Source organism: Paenibacillus sp. Root444D2, assembly GCF_001426375.1.
Lineage (GTDB): Bacteria > Bacillota > Bacilli > Paenibacillales > NBRC-103111 > Paenibacillus_E.
This window is the reverse complement of record NZ_LMEO01000045.1, coordinates 192,013-213,837: the sequence shown is the minus strand read 5'-3', so window position 1 is coordinate 213,837 and position 21,825 is coordinate 192,013. Positions and strand designations below refer to the sequence as shown.

The 21,825-nt window shown below is 45.4% G+C and carries 17 protein-coding genes; 15 read left to right on the top strand and 2 right to left on the bottom strand.

Going from position 1 to position 21,825, the window contains the following annotated elements; translation table 11 throughout:
* Nucleotides 1-32 precede the first annotated feature (32 nt).
* The 6 genes from ASD40_RS22680 (at nt 33) to ASD40_RS22655 (ending at nt 9,923) form a co-directional block, all read left to right on the top strand.
* Nucleotides 33-1,655: an extracellular solute-binding protein gene (locus ASD40_RS22680; protein ID WP_156390156.1), complete on the top strand. Its 1,623-nt coding sequence runs from the start codon at nt 33-35 to the stop codon at nt 1,653-1,655.
* A 109-nt stretch (nt 1,656-1,764) separates the two neighbouring features.
* A complete protein-coding gene (locus ASD40_RS22675) occupies nt 1,765-4,026 on the top strand; it encodes a helix-turn-helix domain-containing protein (protein ID WP_057305433.1) in 2,262 nt (753 codons plus the stop codon).
* Between the two features lie 239 nt (nt 4,027-4,265).
* Nucleotides 4,266-5,150 carry an ABC transporter permease gene (locus tag ASD40_RS22670; protein WP_442952721.1) on the top strand — a complete coding sequence of 295 codons (885 nt, stop codon included), beginning with the start codon at nt 4,266-4,268 and terminating at the stop codon, nt 5,148-5,150.
* A 17-nt stretch (nt 5,151-5,167) separates the two neighbouring features.
* Entirely contained in the window at nt 5,168-6,046 is an 879-nt protein-coding gene (locus tag ASD40_RS22665) for a carbohydrate ABC transporter permease (RefSeq protein WP_082562382.1), read from the top strand.
* Nucleotides 6,047-6,103: 57 nt separating this feature from the next.
* Complete coding sequence (locus ASD40_RS22660; RefSeq protein WP_057305431.1) at nt 6,104-7,630, top strand: extracellular solute-binding protein; 1,527 nt, start codon at nt 6,104-6,106, stop codon at nt 7,628-7,630.
* Nucleotides 7,631-7,847: 217 nt separating this feature from the next.
* Nucleotides 7,848-9,923, top strand: coding sequence for a glycosyl hydrolase family 28-related protein (locus tag ASD40_RS22655; RefSeq protein WP_057305430.1), 2,076 nt, complete (start codon nt 7,848-7,850; stop codon nt 9,921-9,923).
* A gap of 56 nt (nt 9,924-9,979) precedes the next feature.
* On the opposite strand, the gene ASD40_RS22650 is transcribed toward ASD40_RS22655, so the two are convergent.
* The gene (locus ASD40_RS22650) at nt 9,980-10,888 is read right to left on the bottom strand and encodes a helix-turn-helix domain-containing protein (protein ID WP_057305429.1); all 909 of its coding nucleotides are present in this window, start codon (nt 10,886-10,888) and stop codon (nt 9,980-9,982) included.
* Nucleotides 10,889-11,071: 183 nt separating this feature from the next.
* Between ASD40_RS22650 and ASD40_RS22645 the strand changes: the two genes are divergently transcribed.
* The 7 genes from ASD40_RS22645 (at nt 11,072) to ASD40_RS22620 (ending at nt 18,185) form a co-directional block, all read left to right on the top strand.
* Nucleotides 11,072-11,863: a phytanoyl-CoA dioxygenase family protein gene (locus ASD40_RS22645; protein ID WP_235549351.1), complete on the top strand. Its 792-nt coding sequence runs from the start codon at nt 11,072-11,074 to the stop codon at nt 11,861-11,863.
* 336 nt (nt 11,864-12,199) lie between these two features.
* The gene (locus ASD40_RS22640) at nt 12,200-12,397 is read left to right on the top strand and encodes a hypothetical protein (protein ID WP_057305427.1); all 198 of its coding nucleotides are present in this window, start codon (nt 12,200-12,202) and stop codon (nt 12,395-12,397) included.
* Nucleotides 12,398-12,586: 189 nt separating this feature from the next.
* The gene (locus tag ASD40_RS37405) at nt 12,587-12,754 is read left to right on the top strand and encodes a hypothetical protein (protein WP_156390155.1); all 168 of its coding nucleotides are present in this window, start codon (nt 12,587-12,589) and stop codon (nt 12,752-12,754) included.
* 34 nt (nt 12,755-12,788) lie between these two features.
* Nucleotides 12,789-14,066, top strand: a complete 1,278-nt coding sequence (gene aceA, locus ASD40_RS22635; RefSeq protein ID WP_057305426.1) for an isocitrate lyase — start codon at nt 12,789-12,791, stop codon at nt 14,064-14,066.
* 49 nt (nt 14,067-14,115) lie between these two features.
* Nucleotides 14,116-15,696, top strand: a complete 1,581-nt coding sequence (aceB, locus tag ASD40_RS22630; RefSeq protein ID WP_156390203.1) for a malate synthase A — start codon at nt 14,116-14,118, stop codon at nt 15,694-15,696.
* Nucleotides 15,697-15,800: 104 nt separating this feature from the next.
* Nucleotides 15,801-17,129 (top strand): DRTGG domain-containing protein, encoded by a 1,329-nt coding sequence (locus tag ASD40_RS22625; protein WP_057305424.1) that lies wholly within the window; start codon nt 15,801-15,803, stop codon nt 17,127-17,129.
* 153 nt (nt 17,130-17,282) lie between these two features.
* Nucleotides 17,283-18,185 carry a polysaccharide deacetylase family protein gene (locus ASD40_RS22620; protein ID WP_057305423.1) on the top strand — a complete coding sequence of 301 codons (903 nt, stop codon included), beginning with the start codon at nt 17,283-17,285 and terminating at the stop codon, nt 18,183-18,185.
* 576 nt (nt 18,186-18,761) lie between these two features.
* On the opposite strand, the gene ASD40_RS22615 is transcribed toward ASD40_RS22620, so the two are convergent.
* The gene (locus ASD40_RS22615; protein ID WP_057305422.1) at nt 18,762-18,977 is read right to left on the bottom strand and encodes a hypothetical protein; all 216 of its coding nucleotides are present in this window, start codon (nt 18,975-18,977) and stop codon (nt 18,762-18,764) included.
* Nucleotides 18,978-19,092: 115 nt separating this feature from the next.
* On the opposite strand from ASD40_RS22615, the gene ASD40_RS22610 reads away from it, so the two are divergent.
* Nucleotides 19,093-19,431: a VOC family protein gene (locus ASD40_RS22610; protein WP_057305421.1), complete on the top strand. Its 339-nt coding sequence runs from the start codon at nt 19,093-19,095 to the stop codon at nt 19,429-19,431.
* A 57-nt stretch (nt 19,432-19,488) separates the two neighbouring features.
* A complete protein-coding gene (locus tag ASD40_RS22605; RefSeq protein WP_057305420.1) occupies nt 19,489-21,795 on the top strand; it encodes a glycoside hydrolase family 95 protein in 2,307 nt (768 codons plus the stop codon).
* Nucleotides 21,796-21,825: the final 30 nt, after the last annotated feature.

Sequence of the window (21,825 nt, the reverse complement as noted above, 5' to 3'; positions counted from 1 at the left end):
CGCTAGGTATTAAGGCAATGGAGGGTTACCAGATGAGTAAAAGATGTATAAGTACCTCAATCCTATTGTTCATGTGGGTAATTACCCTATTGTTATCGGCTTGTACTTCTGGAAATAACTCAGCAAAGCCTGCAGAGGAGCCGAATAAAGCTACTACCCAGGTAGAACAACCTGATCAGGCCAAGAAGACGCTATCCTATTGGTCTGAACTTAACGGCAATGCAGCGAGTGTAAAGCCGAACATTCAGGACATACCGTTCTTCCAAGAATGGCAGAAGCGGACAGGGGTACGGCTGACTTTCATTCAACCGCCATCGAATCAAGCGAAAGAAGCGATGAATGTGTTATTAGCGTCAGGCGATTTGCCCGATATGATGGAATATGAATGGGATAACCATCCTGGAGGACCGGAGAAGGCGATCAATGACGGTTATATTTTGAAATTGAATGATCTCATAGACAAACATGCGCCAAATCTAAAAAAATACTTAAGTGAGCACCCGGAAATAGACAAACAGGTCAAAACGGACAACGGTAGTTATTATGTGTTTCCATTCATTCGTGGCGACGAATTGCTTCGAACCTATCAGGGGCCCATCATCCGTCTGGATTGGCTTCAAGAGCTTGGTCTCCAGACGCCGACTACAATCGATGAATGGTATACCGTTTTAAAAGCGTTTAAAGAGAAGAAGGGAGTCGCTGCTCCCTTGACCTTCTTAGGTGTTCCCAATCCGTTATTCGGCATTGAGGGTGGTGCTTTCGTGGGTGCCTATGGGATCAAGAAAGGGTTCTACTTGGATAACGGCCAAGTGAAGTATGGGCCGATGGAAGATGGCTATAAACAGTTTCTCGCTACCTTTCGCAAATGGTATGCAGAAGGGTTGATTGACAAAAATATCGCTACAGTGGATACCAAAACGTTGGATGCCAATATGATTTCAGGAAGAAGCGGGGCAACGATATGGAATGCTGGCGCAGGTATTGGCAAATGGCAGCCCATCGTTCAGGACAAAGAGAAGGCTGCATTGTTAGGGCCTGCACCTTATCCGGTGTTGATAAAAGGCGATAAGCCTAAGTTCGGGCAGCGGAGCTATGCGTATGTGGGGACAGGCGGGGTTGCCATTTCTAGCAAAAGTAAGAATGCTGAAGCAGCTGCGAAACTGCTGGATTATGGATATAGCGATGAAGGGCATATGCTTTTCAATTTCGGGATCGAGGGAATTAGTTATAACCTGGAAGGCGGATATCCGAGATATACGGATTTAATTTTGAAAAATCCCAATAAACTCGCGCCATCTCAAGCCCTTTCGCTGTATAACCGGGCTAGTTACTTCGGTCCTTTCGTCCAAGACGTTCGTTATATGGAGCAATATTACACATTGCCTCAGCAAAGGGAGGCCATTCAAGTTTGGGCAAATACCGATGTTGACAGTCATGTACTCCCGCAAATGCCGAAGACAGAATTAGAAAGCGCAGAGCTCTCCTCCATCATGATCGATGTTATGACGCTTGTCGACGAGATGTCGCTAAAAATCATACTTGGCGTGGAGCCATTAGATACCTTTGACAACTATGTGAGTAAAATAAAAGCATCCAAAATTGATCGTGCCATTCAGATCCAGAAATCAGCTTTAGATAGATATTATAAGCGATAAGAGTAATAATAAGAGGGCTAATGCAACGTCTACTGACAATGTGTTAGCCCTTTTTCTTTCCTGCGTTTTCCCGAACATGTAGAACGAAATTAAATCTCTGGAGGAAACTATGGTCTCTCGGTATTCCTTTTTCATCAGATTGATCACATTTACTACACTAATTAGTACGATTCCTCTTTTGTTTCTGGGTATATACGCTTTCTTTCAATCCACTTCTACGGTCCAAACGAAAGTCAATGAAGCAAACGTTTTTATTTTGCAGCAGTCGCAAAGCCGGGTCGAACAGATATTAAAAGTCATCGATCAAGTATCTAGGCGCTACGCGGAAACACCTTTTGTCTCCCTTTCCATCTCCAAACGGATGAAAATTGAAGATTTTCAGGACATTGATTTGCTTGTAAAAGGGCTTCTTGGTGTGCAAACCTATGAGCTGGGTGTTAAGGATGTGGAACTGCACAGTCTTCGGAATGATTGGTATATCAAAGGTGGGGGCTTTTATTTTGGAAAGGACACGGCTATGAAGTCCTTCTCTTTGGACTCCGCATTTAACTCCCGTTGGTCACCTGTGTCTGATCAGGCCTTTACAGGCATCAAGCTGGTGAAAACTATCCCCTCCACGACCGCTGATCCAATGGGATATTTGTCCGTTAGTGTGTCCAATAGCGAGTTGGCCAAGCTGCTGACAGGCGGCTTTTCAACCCGGGAAACGATGATTGTTGACGACAAGATGAATATCATTGTTCATACCAAAGAGAAGAGAATCGGTCAAAGCGTTCTATCCGAGCCCTGGTCGCAGGAGCTGCAAAACACGGGCAATACGCAGGGGTATTTTAACAGCACATCACTTGGCAAGCCGTACAGTGTCGTATACAACCAATCCAAGTACAATAACTGGACCTATGTATCCGTCATTCCGATAGAGGAAGCGAAGAAGGAGTCCGCCAGTATCGGATGGGCAACTTTGACTGCTTGTCTGCTACTTTTGCTTTTTACTGCGCTGCTGTCTTACTTGGGCTCGAAGCGAATCTATTTCCCTGTGCGCAGCCTGATGGAGTTCACCATGAAGAAAAGCAGACCATCCGGAGAAGAAACAGTATTTAAAGACGAATTACTGTGGATTGGTACACAGTTCGCTTCACTGTATCAATCGAAAGAACAGCTGGAAGGGAAAATGAAGATACAGTCAGGCCAACTTATCGATTATTTTATGTTAAAGCTTTTCCAAGGGGAGCTGAACCGAAGTGAATTGGCGGGCAAAGCAAGTCAGTTTCAACTTCCTGCTTGGCGTCGATATGCGGTTCTGGTCATGCAAATCGATACCTTAGCACAAACACGTTACGATGCCAATGAGCAGGATTTGCTGTTGTTTGCGATGAACAATATGGCCTCCGAATTGATACCGGCACCGCAGCGCATTCATGCGATGCCTATAGGTAATAATCAGGTCACACTAGTCGGGAGCGATGCGGAGAGTCACGGGAATCTGCTAAGTGAATTGACTTGTCTAGCTGAGTCCGTACAGCGAGCTGTTGATGAATTCTTAGGACTCAAAGTCAGTGTCGGAATTAGCCGACCGTATGAGACTATGTACGCTACACCGCAAGCGTTTCTTGAAGCCAAAGAAGCCCTGCAATATCGGATTCGGCTTGGGGAAGAAGCCATTTTACATATCGGTGATCTGAAGCCGCCGATGACATCTCAGCCATACTATCCGCATCATCTGGTGTCGAAGCTCACACAGGCCATCACCTTTCTCGATAGGGACGAGGCCGGAGATCAGCTTCGTCAGTTTATTCAAGAAGTACTAAGAGTGGCAAGTGAACCCACGCTCTATCGTATGTCCTTTGCTATGCTTTTGACAGATCTGGTGCGTGTAACTTACGACATGGGTGCTGCTGGAATCATGATTTCCCAGGATCACCGCAATAAATATGAGCAATTATTCAGCTTGAAAACACCAGAAGAAATTGAAGACTGGTTCAAGTCGCAAATAATTGCCCCCATGATGGAGCTAACTCGCCAAGTACATGAGTTTTCCCGTAAAAGCATCTCTCGTTCCGTGATGGATCTGATTCATGATCATTATGACAGCGATTTAACATTAGAGCAGTGCGCGATGAAGTTGAATTACAGCACACATTACATTCGCCGGATGTTTCGTAAAGAAACCGGCTTGAATTTTAGCGAATATTTGGCAGGGATCCGTCATGATATGGCCAAGAGTTGGCTGAGTGGAACCGAGATGAAGATCACCGAAGTCGCCGAACGGTTGCAATATACGAACGCGCAAAATTTTATCCGTCATTTCCGCAAGCTTGAAGGAATGACGCCGGGTCAATACAGAGAGCAGAAGCTAAAGGAGCCAGTGTGAACTGGAGGGCTGATTCCAATGATTACCATAAGGAACGCTAGTGATTATAAGGCACGATTTACAGATGTGTTTTTCACGTAAATAAGAATTGGAGCGCTGCTGATTATTGAATGCAACTGTAGGCTTAGGTAATCTGACGATATCAACCGAATTAAGGAGGACAATGGATAGTGGAACTGATTTCTGCGTCGGTCAAAACGGCAGCCAGGAGCTATACCCGCCACAGAGTATTAGCGAGACTGATTAAAAACAGGTGGCTGTATCTGATGGCAATTCCAGGCATGCTCTACTTTATTGTTTTTAAATACTTGCCCATGTGGGGACTTCTTATCGCCTTTCAGAACTACCAGCCTACACTGGGAATGCTGCATAGCAAGTGGGTCGGGTTTGAGCATTTCGAACGCTTTTTCTTTGATAGCTCTTTTGTCATGCTATTCAAGAACACACTCATCTTGGTTTTTTACAATCTTGTATTCTTTTTCCCACTGCCAATTGTCATGGCTCTATTATTAAATGAAGTCAGGAAAGAAGTGTTCAAACGCACCATTCAAACCATTGTGTATATTCCGCATTTTGTATCGTGGGTCGTTGTCGTGGGGATTTCTTACATTTTCTTTACGACTGAAGGTGGAATTGTCAACGATATGCTTGCAGCGTTGGGATTCCCCAAAGTTGAATTTCTCATTTCAAGCGAATGGTTTCGTACGATGATCGTTTCGCAAGTCGTTTGGAAAGAAACCGGTTGGGGGACGATTATCTTTCTAGCTGCATTGGCTGGGGTCGATCAGCAGTTGTATGAAGCTGCTACCATCGATGGTGCGGGTCGATTCCGGCAGGTATGGCATATCACGCTTCCGGCTATACGAAGTGTTATCGTCATCCTGTTCATTCTAAGACTCGGCTCTTTCCTAGATACCGGATTTGAACAAATCTTCCTAATGCTAAACGCCATGAACCGTGAAGTAGGCGAGGTATTCGACACTTATGTTTATAATGTGGGTATTCAGCAGGGCCAATTCAGTTATAGTACAGCCGTTGGATTGTTCAAATCATTGATCGGACTGATGCTTGTTATGGGTGCGAACCGGATGGCCAAAAAATTCGGCGAAAGCGGTCTATATTAAGAAAGGAACGGTACATAATGATCAGCAAAAGCATAGGCAGCTGTATTTTTGACGGTATCAATTATACATTTCTCATTCTAGTTGCTTTGGTAACCATTATCCCTTTTATCTATATCGTGTCCGTCTCGTTTGCGGAACCGGAAGAGGTGCTCCGGCGCGGCTTTATTTTATTTCCTACTTCATTCTCGCTTGAGGGATACAGATACATATTTTCCACCAGCATCGTGATAAGGAGTTTGCTCGTTACAGTAGGAATTACAGTGGTGGGGACATTTATCAATTTGTTGTTTACATCGCTATTGGCGTATCCATTATCGAGGCAGGACTTTGACGGTAGAAAGTTATTTATGATGCTTATTGTATTTACGATGCTGTTTAATGGCGGCATTTTACCTACCTTTCTCGTCGTCAAATCGCTCGGACTGCTTAACAGCTATTGGGCGCTGCTCATACCGAACGCCATTAGTGCTTTTAATCTGATCGTGGTGGTGAGCTTTTTTCGGCAATTACCGGAAGGGCTCGAAGAGGCCGCGAAGATCGACGGCTGCAGCGATCTGGGATTGCTTTTCCGCATTGTACTCCCTTTATCGGCACCGGTATTGGCAACGTTTGCTTTATTTTACGCCGTGGGACATTGGAATACATTTTTCAGTGCAATCTTGTATATCAACGATGCTAAAATGTGGCCGATACAAGTTTGGTTGAGGCAAATCGTGATCTTATCTCAGGGAGGGATCGGCGATTCCACGCAGTTCGATCAGAACTATATAGCTCCACCATCGCAAATCATCAAGATGGCCGTTATCGTCATCTCAACCGTTCCGATATTGATCGTATACCCTTTTCTGCAGAAGCATTTTGCCAAAGGGGTCATGCTCGGCTCTGTTAAAGGTTGAAAGGGTTTTCAAAAATATGAATCACATGAAAAAAATTCGGGGAGGCAATATTTCAATATGAAACGCCAATTGAAAATGAGAAGAACAGGAATTACAGTCATAAGCATCATCGTAGGAGCAGCTGCATTACTCACGGGCTGCGGGAGCGATTCGAGCCCAGCTGCAGGAGGAACTGGAACGAGTGCCGCAATGGCTAGTAAGGAGCCTTTAAAACTAAGCATTATGACGTTAATGTACGCGGAACCTCCCAAGGCAGACAGTGATGTCCAAAAGAAGATCGAAGAATATACGAACACCAAGCTCGATATCTCTTGGGTGCCAAACTCTTCTTATAAGGACAAGGTCAATGTCACGATCGGTTCAGGTGAACTGCCGAAGGCCATGCTCGTGCAAAATAATAAAGACTCCAATATTTTGAGTGCCATTCGTTCGGGCATGTTCTGGGAAGTTGGCCCGTATTTAAGCGCGTACCCTAATTTATCTAAAATGAATAAATCGGTATTCGACAATATTAAGGTGGACGGTAAAATTTACGGACTATACCGCGCCCGTGACTTATCGACCTCTGGGATTATTTTTCGAAATGACTGGTTGAAAACCGTCGGTTTAAGTGAACCGAAAACAATGGATGAGCTTTATAACATTCTGAATGCCTTTACATTTAACGATCCAGATAAGAATGGAAAGCAGGATACCGTTGGCTTGACGGAAGAAAAAGTAATGGATGGTTTTAATACGGTGGCTTCTTACATGGGTGCTCCGAACGGCTGGGAAGTGAAGGACGGCAAGCTGAGCCCGGATTTCCTATCACCGGAATATTATGAAGCGATGAAATTTTATAAAAAACTGTATGACGAGAAGCTCATTAAACAGGATTTCCCTGTGCTGAACAACCAACAGAAAAAAGATGATATCAATCAAGGAAAAGCAGGCGCTGTGATTTCCAATATGATTGATGCAGCGGGCTACCAAGCAACGCTTACCAAAACGTTCCCTGGAGCAGATATCGATGTGGTGAGCCGCATTAAAGGACCAAAAGGGGAAAGGACGTACGGTGGTCAAGGCTATAACAGTGTGTTTATGTTTCCGAAATCGAGTGTGAAGACGGAGGCTGAGCTGAAGCAGATCCTCGGATTTTATGATAAGCTGTCTGACCAGAAAATGCTCGATTTGCTCGGATGGGGCATTGAGGGAAGACATTTTAAAGTAGAAGAAGGTAAACCGGTATTCATCGACCAAAAGCTGCAGGACACAGAGGTTGGATCCAATTATCTCCAATTGCAAGTAGCGAAATATACGGCGAAAACAACAGGTAAAGAAACACAACTGATGGAGAAATACGGAAAAATGATAAGAGACAACGAGGCGATTGCCGTGAATAACCCATCTAACCCGCTTGATTCTAGTACGCAAACGACGAAAGGCAGCGAATTAAAACAGATCATTGACGATTCCCGTACGAAATTTGTACTGGGCAAGCTGGATGAAGCGGGCTGGAAGCAGGCAATCGAGCAGTGGCGAAAAGCCGGCGGCGATAAAGTTATCGAAGAATTCAGTGCGCAGTACGCGAAAAATGCGAAGTAATGATATTGAAGGGGCAGATCTGCCCCTCCTTGAATATCCAACACATCATTCCACATGCCAAAAACAAGTCCCCGTAAAAGAGGGGACCCCTTCTTGCGATAAACGGTAAACGCTTACATTACAATTGATCTTATAAAGGAGGTGATCAAACAGTTCGGACACCCAGAAACGGACATAAGAGCTTAAAAAATCTAATAAAATGATGGAGGTTCATTTGATGAAAAAGAAGCTCGGTTGGAAGTTGTTAGCAACAGTATGGATGTTTATGTTAGTTCTATCATTTGTTGTGCCTAGTAAATCGGCATATGCAGGCACGCCTTGGAGCAGCTCCGTATATCCATCTGATTGGACCCCTGGTTTTAAAGATGCGCAAGGCCGATTTCTTCAGGACTTTTCATATGCGGGCTATTGGAGAGGTGAGAAAAGTATCCCAGCCACTCCGACAGGCGCCACCTATAACGTCGTAACACAGTATGGGGCAGATTCAAGCGGGGCCAATGATTCCACGAATGCCATTCAGAATGCCATTGATGCTGCCGGAGCCGCTGGTGGAGGTATTGTCTATTTACCTGCGGGTACTTATCGTGTTAAGCCGCAAGGAACAGCTACAAGTGCCCTCTGGATTAATAAAGACAATGTCGTGCTCCGGGGGTCAGGTAAAACATCAACGTTCATTTACAATGATTCTACGAGTATGCGGAGCAAAGCAGTCATCCGTATTTCTCCTGTAACGTCAGCGGATTGGTTTACGCCAACGAATACACCTACTTCCATCCGAAGTGATGTGCATCCGTTGGCGATGTCAATTCCTGTTAATAGTGTTAGTGGATATTCGGTGAACGAATTTATTATTGTGCACTCCGATGCAACGGATGCTTTCATTGCCGAGCACGGTATGACCGGTAAGTGGGACGCATCTGTGAAGGGACCAACGTTCTACCGGAAGATTACAGGTATTGATGCTTCTACCAACACGCTTACCCTTGATATTCCTATACGTTATGATGTGAAAACAAGGGATAATGCACGTGTATATAAGATAGGCGAAGCCATTGCAGAGACAGGAATCGAAGATTTGTCTATCGGTATGAAGCAGCATACGGGAACAGGCTGGGGAGATTTGGACTACAACGTGGCAGGCACAGGTGCTTACGATGTGCATGACTCTAAGGCGATAACGATCGTAAATGCCAAAAATAGCTGGGTGGATGACGTCAACAGCTACAAACCTAGTTCAAATAGCGGAGATTATCATTTGTTATCCTATGGTATTACGATCAATCAATCTCGTACAGTCACCATACAGAATACCCATTTTCAGAAGCCGCAGTATAAAGGCGAAGGCGGTAATGGATACTTGTACGCCATACAGGGATCGGATAACTTGGTGCAAAATGCGACGGCCACGAACGGAAGACATAACTTCAATTTCAGAAGTATGTGGACGAGCGGAAACGTCATTTACAACAGCACATCGAATACGCCTCGTCTGGCTACGGATTTCCATATGCATTTAAGCATGGCCAACTTATTTGATAACATGACGCTGAACGGAGACTTTATTGAAGCCGTGTATAGACCATATGGAACGATAGAGCATGGATGGACAACGACCCAATCGGTGATCTGGAATACGAATGGTACTGCCTATGCCGCTGGACAGTCGTCTATTGTGAAATCAAAGCAATTTGGTCAGGGCTATGTGATAGGAACTCGGGGAGCTGCGAACGGTGTGACCTATACAGTACCTGGTTCTGATGGTTCTGCGCCGCAGGATCTGGTACAGGGTATTGGTACTGGATTGGATCTGGTGCCACAATCCTTGTATTTGGACCAAAAGGCCAAGAGAAGCATAGGAGGGCCCGTTAATCTATTGACAAACCCCGGGTTTGAAACAGGAGATCTGACAGGATGGACGGAATGGCACAGTGGAGCGCTAGCGCAAAAAGTGGATACGGATTTACCATGGAGTGGAAGCTATAAGCTGACCCATTGGGCATCAACGAATTACCAACAAATAACGTCTCAATTGAAGACAGTGCCAAACGGACTCTACTCGGCTAGCGTATGGGTACGCTCCAGTGGGGGGCAAAATACGTTACAGCTATTCGCGAAAAACTTCGGCGCCGCAGAAATCGATGCTGTTATTGGAACCAGTCCAATACCGAATTATACGAAATATACGATAGACAACATCCCAGTGACAAACGGCCAAGTTGAAATTGGGATATGGAATGATGCCAACGGCGGTAATTGGGCGGCACTCGATAGTTTCGAATTAGTGAAAAAGTAAACGTGAACTGACTTAGTGCCACAATCGTTGTATTTGGATCAAAAGTCAAAGAGAGGTTACTGAACCATTGGGCCTCCCTCGCCACCGTAAAGTCGAAATGAAGACGGAGACATGCCGGTAATGGATTTGAAGTGCCGACTGAAGTAATGGACGGAAGCGTAGCCGAGCTTGCTGGCAACAACCTCTACTTTTTCTTCCTCCAAGAGCAGCTTTTTAGCCAATTGTATCCGTTTACGAATCATGTAGGGCTTCGGCGAGATGCCTATCACTTCCTTAAATAACTGGGCAAAATAGGCATGGTGATAACCGCACTGTTGGGCTAGCTCTGATAAGCTCCACGGATGTTCTGGATGCTCCCTGATCATCTGCAGCGCTGGTCCAATCAGGCTTCGCTTGGAGCTATGAAGTGCTAAAATTTCTAATTCTTGGCGAACAATTTCAGCTAATACTTGCATCAGAAGACTTCTTAAAACGAGCGAATAGCCGGGCTCCTGCTCTTTGTATTCCTGAACAATCTGATGCAGCAACCGTTCTCCCGTGACTAGCCTGAAATGATCAGGAATGGCGACGCTGCCATAACCGTCGACTTCAACCGTGTACCGCAGCGGCGAGTCAAATGGCGGTCCGCCTGCAAAGCGTTCCAGCTTAGCGCCAGGGTGAACAGGCTCTGGAGACACTCGGTGCCAATCGAAGTGCAGGCTGATGAAAGTTGCTGCTCTACTCGGATGCACGGATAACATATGCGGCGTCCCCGGTCCATAATAAGCACATTCGCCGGGAAGCAGCGAGTAGATATGGGCGCCTATCCATAAATCAATTCTACCGGATAAAACGTAAACAAGTTGGCAATCAGGGATCGTACGAGGGCCGAAAACGAAGCCTGACGAAACATCTTTCTCCACATTGGCATAGTTCACTGCAGGGAGTAATAAGGCTATCGGTCCAAGCGGGTGAGAAGGTTCCATTTGGCGTGCTCCTTCGTCGATTTGTTATTCTAAGCTACTTCGCTGCTATTGGCCAAAAACCTTTGAAAAGTGCAACTAGTTCTAATCTTTATGGCAACGACTAGCGAACCATATGCTGATACACTTGATCTTGTAAGCCGAAACATAGGCTTATAGGGCATGCTGACGGCGGAGCAGGTACTGTTGTTTGAACGTGATGGTTTTGTTAAGGGCGATGTTGTGCTGAACGACGAGGAAGTTGAGATTCTGCGTCGTGAGTTAGATCTTGTATTGGAAGGGAAGACCGTTAAGAAACCGGTACTGAATCGCAACTTGGCTTCAGAGAGCAGTGAATATGGCATGAGCATGGAAGCCAGTGAAACAATTGTTCAGGTTGTTAACATCTGGATGGCCAGCGATGTCTACTTGCAGCATGCAGCTAACCTCGCGTTATGCGAGGATGTTGCACAACTCGCCGGTACGGACACACTGCGCATATGGCACGATCAAATTCAATACAAACCGCCTATCACAGGCGGGCCTACGAAGTGGCATCAGGACCATCCGCTGTGGCCGATCATCAAGCCAGCAGAGCTAATAAGCGCATGGGTGGCGTTGGACGATGCTGTTGTTGAGAACGGCTGCATGTGGATGGTACCCGGCAGTCATCAATGGGGAGATCACCAGCGGCATTTGCTTCACGGGGCTGACCATATGCCGAAGCATAAGCGTCCTGAACTGCTGCCTGAAGGTGTAGAGATAAAGCCGATTCCGTTCGAGATCAAGAAGGGGCAGGTTGGCTACCATCACTGCATGACATGGCACGGCTCACTGCCGAATCAATCGCAGATGAAACGGCGTGCCATTGCGGTCCATTATATGCCGGGACATATTCGTTATGAACCTGTAGGCAATCATCCCATGAATAAGCATGTTCATGTTCAACCAGGCGAACTTTTGACCGGAGACGATTTTCCGGTTGTTTATAAGAAGTAACAAAGAATGAAGGGGCAAGTTCTATGAATTGTGACGCTATTCGTGGACATTTAAAAGAATGACTCTAAATTAAGCGGTTAAAAGATGGCTCCTCGGGGTCATCTTTTTTAATGTCCATTGTGTCCATCTTTCGGGTCACACAGCACTAATCTTGCCGCATCATTTATTATGTTTAACCTTAATTGCTGTTTTTGAGTGTGCTACAAACAATGTTATATAACAATTAAAATATTTTAAAATTATTATTGCATAAATGTTTTGCTTAGTTATACAATATAACATATAAACACAGTCTGTATTGGTACAATGGTTCATATGTTGAAGGGAGAGATGGGTATGAGTAGTTTAGCATCGTCGATGGAGTTTGAAAGAAGGAAATTCACAAACCTTCGCGCCTATGATTTTCAGCGGTCTGTTGCAAAACGAGAAGTTTGTACGGAACACGATGAATGCGGTGAAACGGCTCTATATCCATTGTCTCCATTGTCTTTGACACTGTACTATGCCTTTGATAATGATGTGGAAGTGGGATAATTGGCCGACTGCGCAGCGTATATAATAAAATGAAAAAGCCTACCGATTTTTCGGTAGGTTTTTTATTGTTATAGTACATTTATAAAAGTAATTAATTTTATAAAACAGTATTGAACATTGTCTTGTTCTGTGTTATATATTATATAACAAAATGAATTCTGTATTAATACATTAAAGGAGGAAACAACAATGGATTGTCCAACATGCCAAGGTAATGGTGATTTAGAGGAAATGAGAAGCACAGATGAGCACTTTCACAAAGAGGGGTCGTCGATCCATTTTGGTCAGGATCGTATCCTTTGGCCCAACACTTGTCCGATTTGCGGCGGCAGCGGATTTCTAGACGTATCCTTTTAAAAAACAAAACCCAATAAAGGAGTGCATTAGGATCATGAGCAAACAAATTCAACGTGAACAACTGCAAGCAAGCTGGAATTCCAAGCGATTCGAAGGGGTGTCTCGACCCTATTCGGTTGAGGATGTGCTTCGCCTTCGTGGCTCTGTAATGATTAAGCAGACACTGGCTGAACAAGGAGCTCGTAAATTCTGGGAGCGGGTTAACGAAGAAGACTTTGTACCTGCACTTGGCGCTCTAACGGGAAATCAAGCTGTGCAGCAAGCAAAGGCAGGACTTAAAGCCATTTATTTAAGCGGTTGGCAAGTTGCCGCCGATGCGAACTTATCCGGTCATATGTATCCCGATCAAAGTCTTTACCCAGCTAACAGCGTACCTAGCGTTGTGAAAAGAATTAATCAGGCGCTGCAGCGAGCCGATCAGATCCAGCATGCGGAAGGCAAGGGAAGCATCGACTTCTATCTCCCCATTGTGGCAGACGCGGAAGCTGGCTTCGGAGGACCACTTAACGTGTTCGAACTGATGAAGGGCATGATTGAGGCTGGAGCCGCTGCTGTCCATTTCGAGGATCAGCTCTCCTCCGAAAAGAAATGCGGCCATTTGGGCGGCAAAGTACTGCTGCCAACGCAGCAAGCCGTAAAAAATCTAGTCGCAGCAAGGCTGGCAGCCGATGTGATGGGCGTGGAGACGGTGCTAATCGCGAGAACAGATGCGAATGCAGCAAGTCTCCTGACAAGCGACATTGACGAGAATGATCGGCCGTTTCTAACTGGCGAACGTTCACCCGAAGGATTCTTTTATGTACATGCAGGCTTGGATCAAGCGATCTCACGCGGACTGGCTTATGCGCCTTATGCGGATATGGTCTGGTGTGAAACCTCGGAGCCAAATCTAGAGGAAGCAAGACGTTTTGCCGAAGCGATTCATGAGAAATTCCCAGGCAAACTGCTCGCATATAACTGCTCTCCCTCATTTAACTGGAAGAAAAAATTAGATGAACCTACGATAGCGAAATTTCAACAAGAGTTAGGTAAGCTGGGTTATAAGTTCCAATTCGTAACCTTGGCAGGCTTCCATGCGCTGAATCACAGCATGTTTGAACTCGCTCACGATTATAGAGATCGTGGCATGGCTGCTTACTCACAGTTCCAGCAAACCGAATTCGCTAGTGAATCACGCGGTTATGAAGCGACACGCCATCAGCGCGAAGTAGGAACGGGTTATTTTGACGAAGTTTCCCAAGTCATTACCAGCGGTACTTCTTCCACAACTGCACTTTCCGGCTCCACAGAAGAAGAGCAATTTGCCCATTAATAGCCATGCCAGAAGGTTTAAGGAGATGAGGATATTGATCGATCAAACCATGCTAAGGGGAATTGAAATCGAACCGACTTCTGCGGAGGGGCAGAAGATTCTCACGCCTGAAGCATTAGCATTCGTAGCACATCTTGAGCGTACATTTGGAGCAAAACGCCTAGAGCTGTTGCAGGAGCGCAACCTGAGGCAGAGTCGTATTGATGCAGGTGAGCTGCCGGGCTTTTTACCTGTAACTGCAAGGATACGCAGCAGCGATTGGACTATAGCGCCGATCCCTGCGGATTTGCAGGACAGACGCGTCGAGATAACAGGCCCAGCTGGCGACCGTAAGATGGTTATTAACGCGTTTAATTCTGGTGCTTTCGTCTATATGGCAGACTTCGAGGACGCTAACTCGCCAACGTGGAACAATACGATCGACGGTCAAGTGAATTTGTACGATGCTGTTCGTCGAATGATCGCTTTCACCAGCCCGGAAGGGAAAAGCTACAACCTTCAAGCTCAGACGGCAGTGCTCAAAGTTCGCCCACGCGGTTGGCACTTGGAAGAGAAACATATGCAGGTTGATGGGCGTCCTGTATCCGGTTCGTTATTTGATTTTGGCCTATTCTTTTTCCATAATGCAAAGGCACTGATTGAGCAAGGAAGCGGACCCTATTTTTACTTGCCTAAGCTTGAGAGCCATATCGAGGCACGTCTTTGGAATGAAATGTTCCTATTTGCTCAGCAGGAGCTGGGCATTCCGCAAGGTACGATCAAGGCTACGGTGCTCATTGAGACGATCGTCGCTGCCTTTGAAATGGACGAAATTTTGTATGAACTTCGCGAGCACAGTGCAGGCCTGAACTGCGGACGGTGGGATTATATCTTTAGTTATATTAAAAAGCTGCAGAAGCAGCCGCACGTCATCGTGCCCGATCGAGCGCTCGTTACGATGGAATCGCCGTTCATGAAAGCTTATTCGCTGCTCGCCATCCAGACTTGTCATAAGCGGAATGCGCCTTGCATCGGAGGCATGGCCGCACAAATTCCGGTGAAGAATGATCCGAAGGCAAACGAAGAAGCAATGGCGAAAGTAAGAGCAGATAAGCTGCGCGAGGTGAAAAATGGTCACGATGGCACATGGGTGGCTCATCCCGGATTAGTCCCTGTCGCCAAAGCGATATTCGATGAGCATATGCCTTCAGCCAATCAAATTGACAAGCAGCTTTCTGGAACCAAAATTACCGGTGAACAATTGCTTGAAGTGCCGCAAGGGCCGATAACAGAGAAGGGGATTCGGACGAACGTCAGCGTCGGCATTCAGTATTTGGAAGCTTGGCTGCGCGGTTTCGGTGCTGTACCGATCAACAACTTGATGGAAGACGTGGCCACTGCGGAAATATCTCGTGCGCAGCTTTGGCAGTGGATCCACCATCCACTAGGAATTTTGGAAGACGGGCGTAAAGTAACGGCAGAACTATTTCAACAGATTCAGCTTGAAGAGTTGGCAAAGATGAAAGAAAAGCTTGGAGAAGAGACATTCCAGCAAAGGAAGTTTGACCAAGCGAATGTTCTTTTTACCCAGATGACGGTTTCACCTGAATTTGAAGCTTTTTTAACCGAACAAGGGTATCGATATTTGTAATTGTAGTAATTTGAGACAGGGCCTTCATGAGGCTTCTGTCTTTTTTTATTTGAATATACTATAATTATTTCAATGTTATAGAACAGTTCAGCGAGGTGTGAACCATGAGCACGGGCCATTCGGAGCTTCATACGAAGCATGAACAAATTACGAAATATATTGAATCTTTGGCTGTAGGCACCAAGCTGTCTGTTCGGCAAATCGCTCAAGATCTGGATGTGAGTGAGGGAACGGCTTATCGGGCTATCAAGGAAGCGGAAAATATCGGTCTGGTAAGCACCAAACGGCGGATCGGTACGATTCGCATGGAGAAGAAAGAAGAACCCGTCATTGATAAATTAACGTTCTCGGAAATCGTCAATGTGGTGGAAGGCGTTGTGCTGGGAGGTTCTTCGGGTATACATAAGTCACTGAATAAATTCGTGATTGGCGCGATGCAGTTGGAGGCCATGCTGAAGTATATTGAAGCAGGTAATTTGCTCATTGTCGGCAATCGTGTACAAGCACACATGTGTGCACTAAGTCAGGGCGCTGGCGTATTGATTACCGGTGGATTTGACACCACGCCTGAAGTTAAGGAGCTTGCAGATGAACTGCAGCTGCCTATCATCGGCAGTTCATTCGATACATTCACGGTTGCCACAATGATTAACCGCGCCATGGAAGATCGCCTTATTAAGAAAAAGATTATGATCGTCGACGACATCGTGCGCAAAGACAGCCCTATTTATTCGCTGCTCGCGGCTAATACGGTCAAGGACATGCAAAAACTGGTTGAGGAAACGACGCATACCCGGTATCCTGTCATCGATGATAATCAGGTGCCGATCGGCATGATCACGACCAAGGACATCATGGGCGCGAAGCCGAATCAGCTCGTTGGCACCTTGATGACTCCTAATCCGCTCATGATTAACTTGAAAACGTCGGTAGCATCTGCTGGACATACCATGGTGTGGGAAGGTATTGAGCTGCTGCCCGTCATAGATGCTGATCGCAAGATGATCGGAGTCATTAGCCGTAAAGATGTTATGAAAGCCATGCAGCATATGCAGAGGCAGCCTCAGAACGCTGAAACATTCGAGGTACAGATCTATTCGGGGATCGACGAGCTTCGAGATGAGGAAGGCAAGCTGTATTTCCAAGGAACGGTTACGCCGCAAATGACGAATTTTGAAGGTTTGGTCTCTGAGGGTGTTCTGACAACGATTATGATTCGAGCGGCCTATCGCACGGTTCAGGAGCAAAAGAAAGGTGATCTCATTCTGGATAGTTCTTCCAGCTATTTTCTGATCCCGCTGCAAATCGATGATGTCATCGAAATCGTCCCCTCGATCGTAGAGATGAGCCGCAGATTTTGCAAGATTGATATGGAAATCAGAACGAACGGCACTAGAGTAGCTAGATCCATGTTTACGGCACGAATTTTATAATTGTAATAGAAGATGAGCCACCTGTTGAGGTGGCTATTTTTGCTTTTTGGAAGCATAAGTTTGCACTACAAATGATATGTATTATTTATCTAATGACGAAGCGCGGGCTGGTTATCTTTGTTTAAAATTAAACTGGGGGAGGAGTCACAGCGAATGAATGCATGGATCTTCTACTTAATGCTAGCTTTAGCGCCTTGGGGAAATGTGGGGAACCAGGATGATCACCTCAATCAGGTTTGTTCCAGCATTAATGAAAGCGCAATCATTAGACCGGCTGTGGATACGAAGGTTATCCATTATACCAATCAAGCTATTTTTCTTACCTACCACCATCTGGATGAAAACGAGTCATTTGTGACGATTACCCCGGCTAAATTTAATCAGCACCTCCAGGTATTAAAAGAAAATCATTATAATGTGATCCCGATCGAAGATTATAGCTGTTTTCTAGAGCATCGAAAGTCAATTCCCCCGAATGCTGTCGTGATTACTTTCGATGATGGCTATCGATCCTTTTATGAGAAGGCATACCCTTTACTGAAAAAGCAAGGGTTCCCGGCAACTAACTTTGTTGTTGTCAGTTATCTGGATTCTGAATATCCGTCTCTACCCTTTTTGACCTGGAAGCAAACACAGGAGATGAAACACGATGGATTCAGTTTCTATTCTCATACGTTTGACCTTCACCAAAAAAAGAAGGGGGATGGAGGAGGTACCGTACCTACTTTGACGAATCGCATTTTCCTAGAGCAGGAAAAGCGGTTGGAGACGGAAGAGGAAAGGAGAAAAAGAGTCCGTGAGGATCTTTGGATGGCCGAAGCCCTGTTAAAAACGCAGCTAGACAATAAGCTTTCCATGCTATGTTTCCCTTTTGGGGAATATAATCAGACCGTTATGGATGACGCGAAAGAAATGGGTTTCCGTTATTTTATCACGACAAAAGAAGGGATTAATTCGGGGGACAGCAGAGAAATAAATCGGTTAAATGTTGGCATGCCCTATCTATCCGCGGATAACTTTCTCAGAAAGCTGCAGAACTATGATCGTAAAAAGTAAGGGAAGGAACTTTGCAGAAAAGGCAAGGAGTGAAGGGGCCTGTCCCAAAACTCATATTTGGAAAATTCATCTCCTACTTTGCGAATTTCGAAGCTTGAATACGATTTCCATTGGAGTTAATCCAGTGGAAATCGGGATTTGGCAGCCTTTAAGTTAATTCCATTGGATTTTTTTCAATAAAAGCACGAATTTTGAGGCCTGTGAAGCGATTCCATTGGAAGGTCTCCAATGGAAATATGAATTTCGTGCTGAATAGAGTTTCGAATGTCCCATAAGGTCAAAAGACATTTAAGGGGTGTCTTGCTTCCGCACATTAATCAATCCCCACACGCTGTGTTCGGAAAGAAATAAGGGTCTCTGGAGACTCCCTCTGCTCACCATTAGCCACTTTTTATCGAAATAGAAGCCTCTGGAAACTCTTATTTCCCACAATTAGTTACTTTTTATCGAAATAGAAGCTTCTAGAGGCTCCTTTTTCCGCTGTTTAATTCGGTAACAAAAGGGGCTTTTCCCAAAAGGTCATTGACCTTTGAGACAGCCCCTTTCATTTAATATGTAGATGAGAATACGCCTTATTTACGTAAGGCTATCTTCATCAGCACTGCCAGATTGTTCAGTCCGTGCCTCTGCTAATTGTGCATGTGCTTGGTCAAGCTGTTCGTTTGCTTGCTGAATAGCCCTTCTTCGATGAGTACTAATCGATTGTGCTTGATTCAGTTCGCTTAGGGCATCAGCTACCGCATTATGGGCTTCAATTTCTGCATTTTGTTGTTCGGATTGTTGGTTTGACATAGCATGCATCTCCGATCTATGTTTTTTTGGGCAACGTTAATATTGCCACAATTTGACTAAATCATTCGTTATCCGTATCGTAAAAAAAGAAATTATGAAAAGGTAGTAGTATCATATGGGGAAAATTAACAAACTCGGCGGATGCGGTTTTCATCATGTTGCGATACGAGCAAGCAACTTCGAAGCAACGGTTAAATTTTACACTGAAGGATTTGGCTTTACGGAACGTTTAAGCTGGGGAGAAGGCGACAGGAGAGCTGTTCTGCTTGATACGGGAGATGGCGATTATCTGGAAGTGTTTGCGGGTGGTGTGTACCAGGGGCTAAGCCGGGAGGTACTATTATCCATATGGCGTTTGAGAACTGATGATGGAGCAGTCCACTTTTTCGAAACGCTGGACTGCTTTTTTAAGAGAAGCCTAACGTGTCTTTACACGATAAATCGCAAATGGTAAGATTGTAAATCATACACGATATATAATGTGTGATGAAATTGAGGAGGCTGCAACTGCATGAATGATCTGAAACTATGGTATACAAATGCTGTACTGAACTGGTCGCAAGGGCTGCCAATAGGAAACGGAAGACTAGGTTCCGTCATCTATGGTGGGATCGAGAAGGAAACCTGGAGTATGACCGAGGTCACGTATTGGTCTGGAAAAACGGAGAAGACCAAAAGTCATTCCAAGGGCAAAGATGATCTTGATCGGATGCGGCAGCATTTCTTTACAGGCGATTACAAGCGTGGGGAAGAACTAGCTCAGCAGGCACTGCAGCCTAAAAAGCAAAATTTCGGTACGAATTTGCAGATGTGTAATCTGATCCTGAATGTGGAACATCATGGTGAAGATCTCCAGCGTGTACTAAGCCTTGAAAACGCTCTATTTCATACTTCTTACAGCGTAAACGGCAAAAACTTTACCCGGGAAATATTTGCTTCGCACGCGGATGATATTGTAGCTTCGCGCTTTTGGAGTGAGCAAAAAGGGGGCATTTCATTCACGTTAGGCATGGAAGGTCTGACTGACAACTTTACGAAACGGGCAGCCGAGGACGCTGTGATCACTTTTAAAGGACAAGCGACGGAAAACATGCACAGTGACGGTAAGTGTGGAGTTTTCTGTCAAGGAATGGTCAAAGTGACTGCACAGGGCGGTACCATTATTATAGAGGATAATCAGATTGTCGTAAGAAACGCAGATGAAGCATGCATCTACTTTGCCGCAAATACCGATTATGGGAAAAAGGATGAAGGTTGGCTGCAAGCATCTAAGCGCCAACTGGCACAAGCCATCGCACTTGGCTACGCAAAGCTTAAAGAGAATCACATATCCGATTATCATCGGTTGTATGGCCGAGTGAATCTTGACTTAGGTCATTCAGCCGCGTCCCACCTGCCAACGGACGAAAGAATTCGTCTTTTCCAGAACGGACAAGATGATGATCCGCAATTATTTGCCTTATTTTATCAATATGGCCGCTATTTGATGATTTCCGGTTCACGTGCGGACTCTCCTTTACCTCTAAATTTACAAGGCATATGGAATGATGGTGAAGCCAACCGTATGGAATGGAGCTGTGATTACCATCTGGACATCAACACACAAATGAATTACTTTCCAACAGAAGCTAGCAACTTGGCAGAATGTCATATCCCGTTAATGAATTATTTGGAGATGTTATCGCAAGCTGGCAGAACGACAGCGCATGACTTTTATGGATGCGAAGGTTGGGTCGCTCACGTCTTCTCAAATGCATGGGGGTTTACGGCTCCGGGTTGGGAAACCTCGTGGGGACTGAATGTGACAGGGGGCTTATGGATTGCAAGCCAACTGCGAGAACATTATGAATTTAGCTTAGATCAGGAGTTCTTAGCGCAGCAAGCTTATCCTGTGTTGAAAGAAGCCGCAGCCTTTTTCCTCGACTACATGACGATGCATCCACAATATGGGTGGCTTGTAACTGGACCTTCTAACTCACCGGAAAATAGTTTTTATATCGAAGACAACGTTCATCAATTGTCGATGGGATCGACACTCGATCAAGTATTGGTTCGTGACTTATTCGTCTTTTGCTTAGAGGCTGCCGATATGCTGCAAGTAGATTTTGATATGCAAACAAAGTTGAAGCAAGCCATTGCTAAGCTGCCGCCCCTTCGTATTGGGAGCCGGGGACAATTACAGGAATGGTTGGAAGATTTCAAAGAAGCACAGCCGGATCATCGTCACCTATCTCATCTAGTCAGCTTACATCCCGGTAACCAAATCACCCTAAGAGGAACACCAGAACTGAGCGCCGCTGCAAGAACTACACTAGAAAATCGCATGTCTCGCGAGGCGTTGGAAGATGTTGAGTTCACGGTTGCCTCTTTTGCAGCGAGCTTCGCCCGATTAGAGGACGGCGAACATGCTTATAAGCATTTAACCCATTTAATCGGTCAATTGAGCTTCGACAACTTATTAACGTTTTCCAAACCGGGGATTGCTGGAGCGGAGAAACACATATTTGTCGTAGATGGAAATTTCGGAGGGACGGCAGCTATTGCAGAAATGCTGCTGCAAAGTCATGCCGGAGAAATCAATTTGCTGCCTGCCCTGCCAAGGAAATGGCATACAGGTAAAGTTTCAGGACTGCGGGCCAAAGGAAATATAGAAGTTGATATTGTTTGGGAGAACGGTAAGTTGATGGAGGCCACTATTCAAGCATTCTCAGATGGTCGGACATTTCTGCGCTTCCGTGAACAAAGTGTTCCGCTCGATCTAACAACGAATACTGTCTATAAAATCGACAAGCTGTTGAAAGTGACTCAGAAGAAATAAGGAAAATGGTATGCTCTACGACCCAATTGT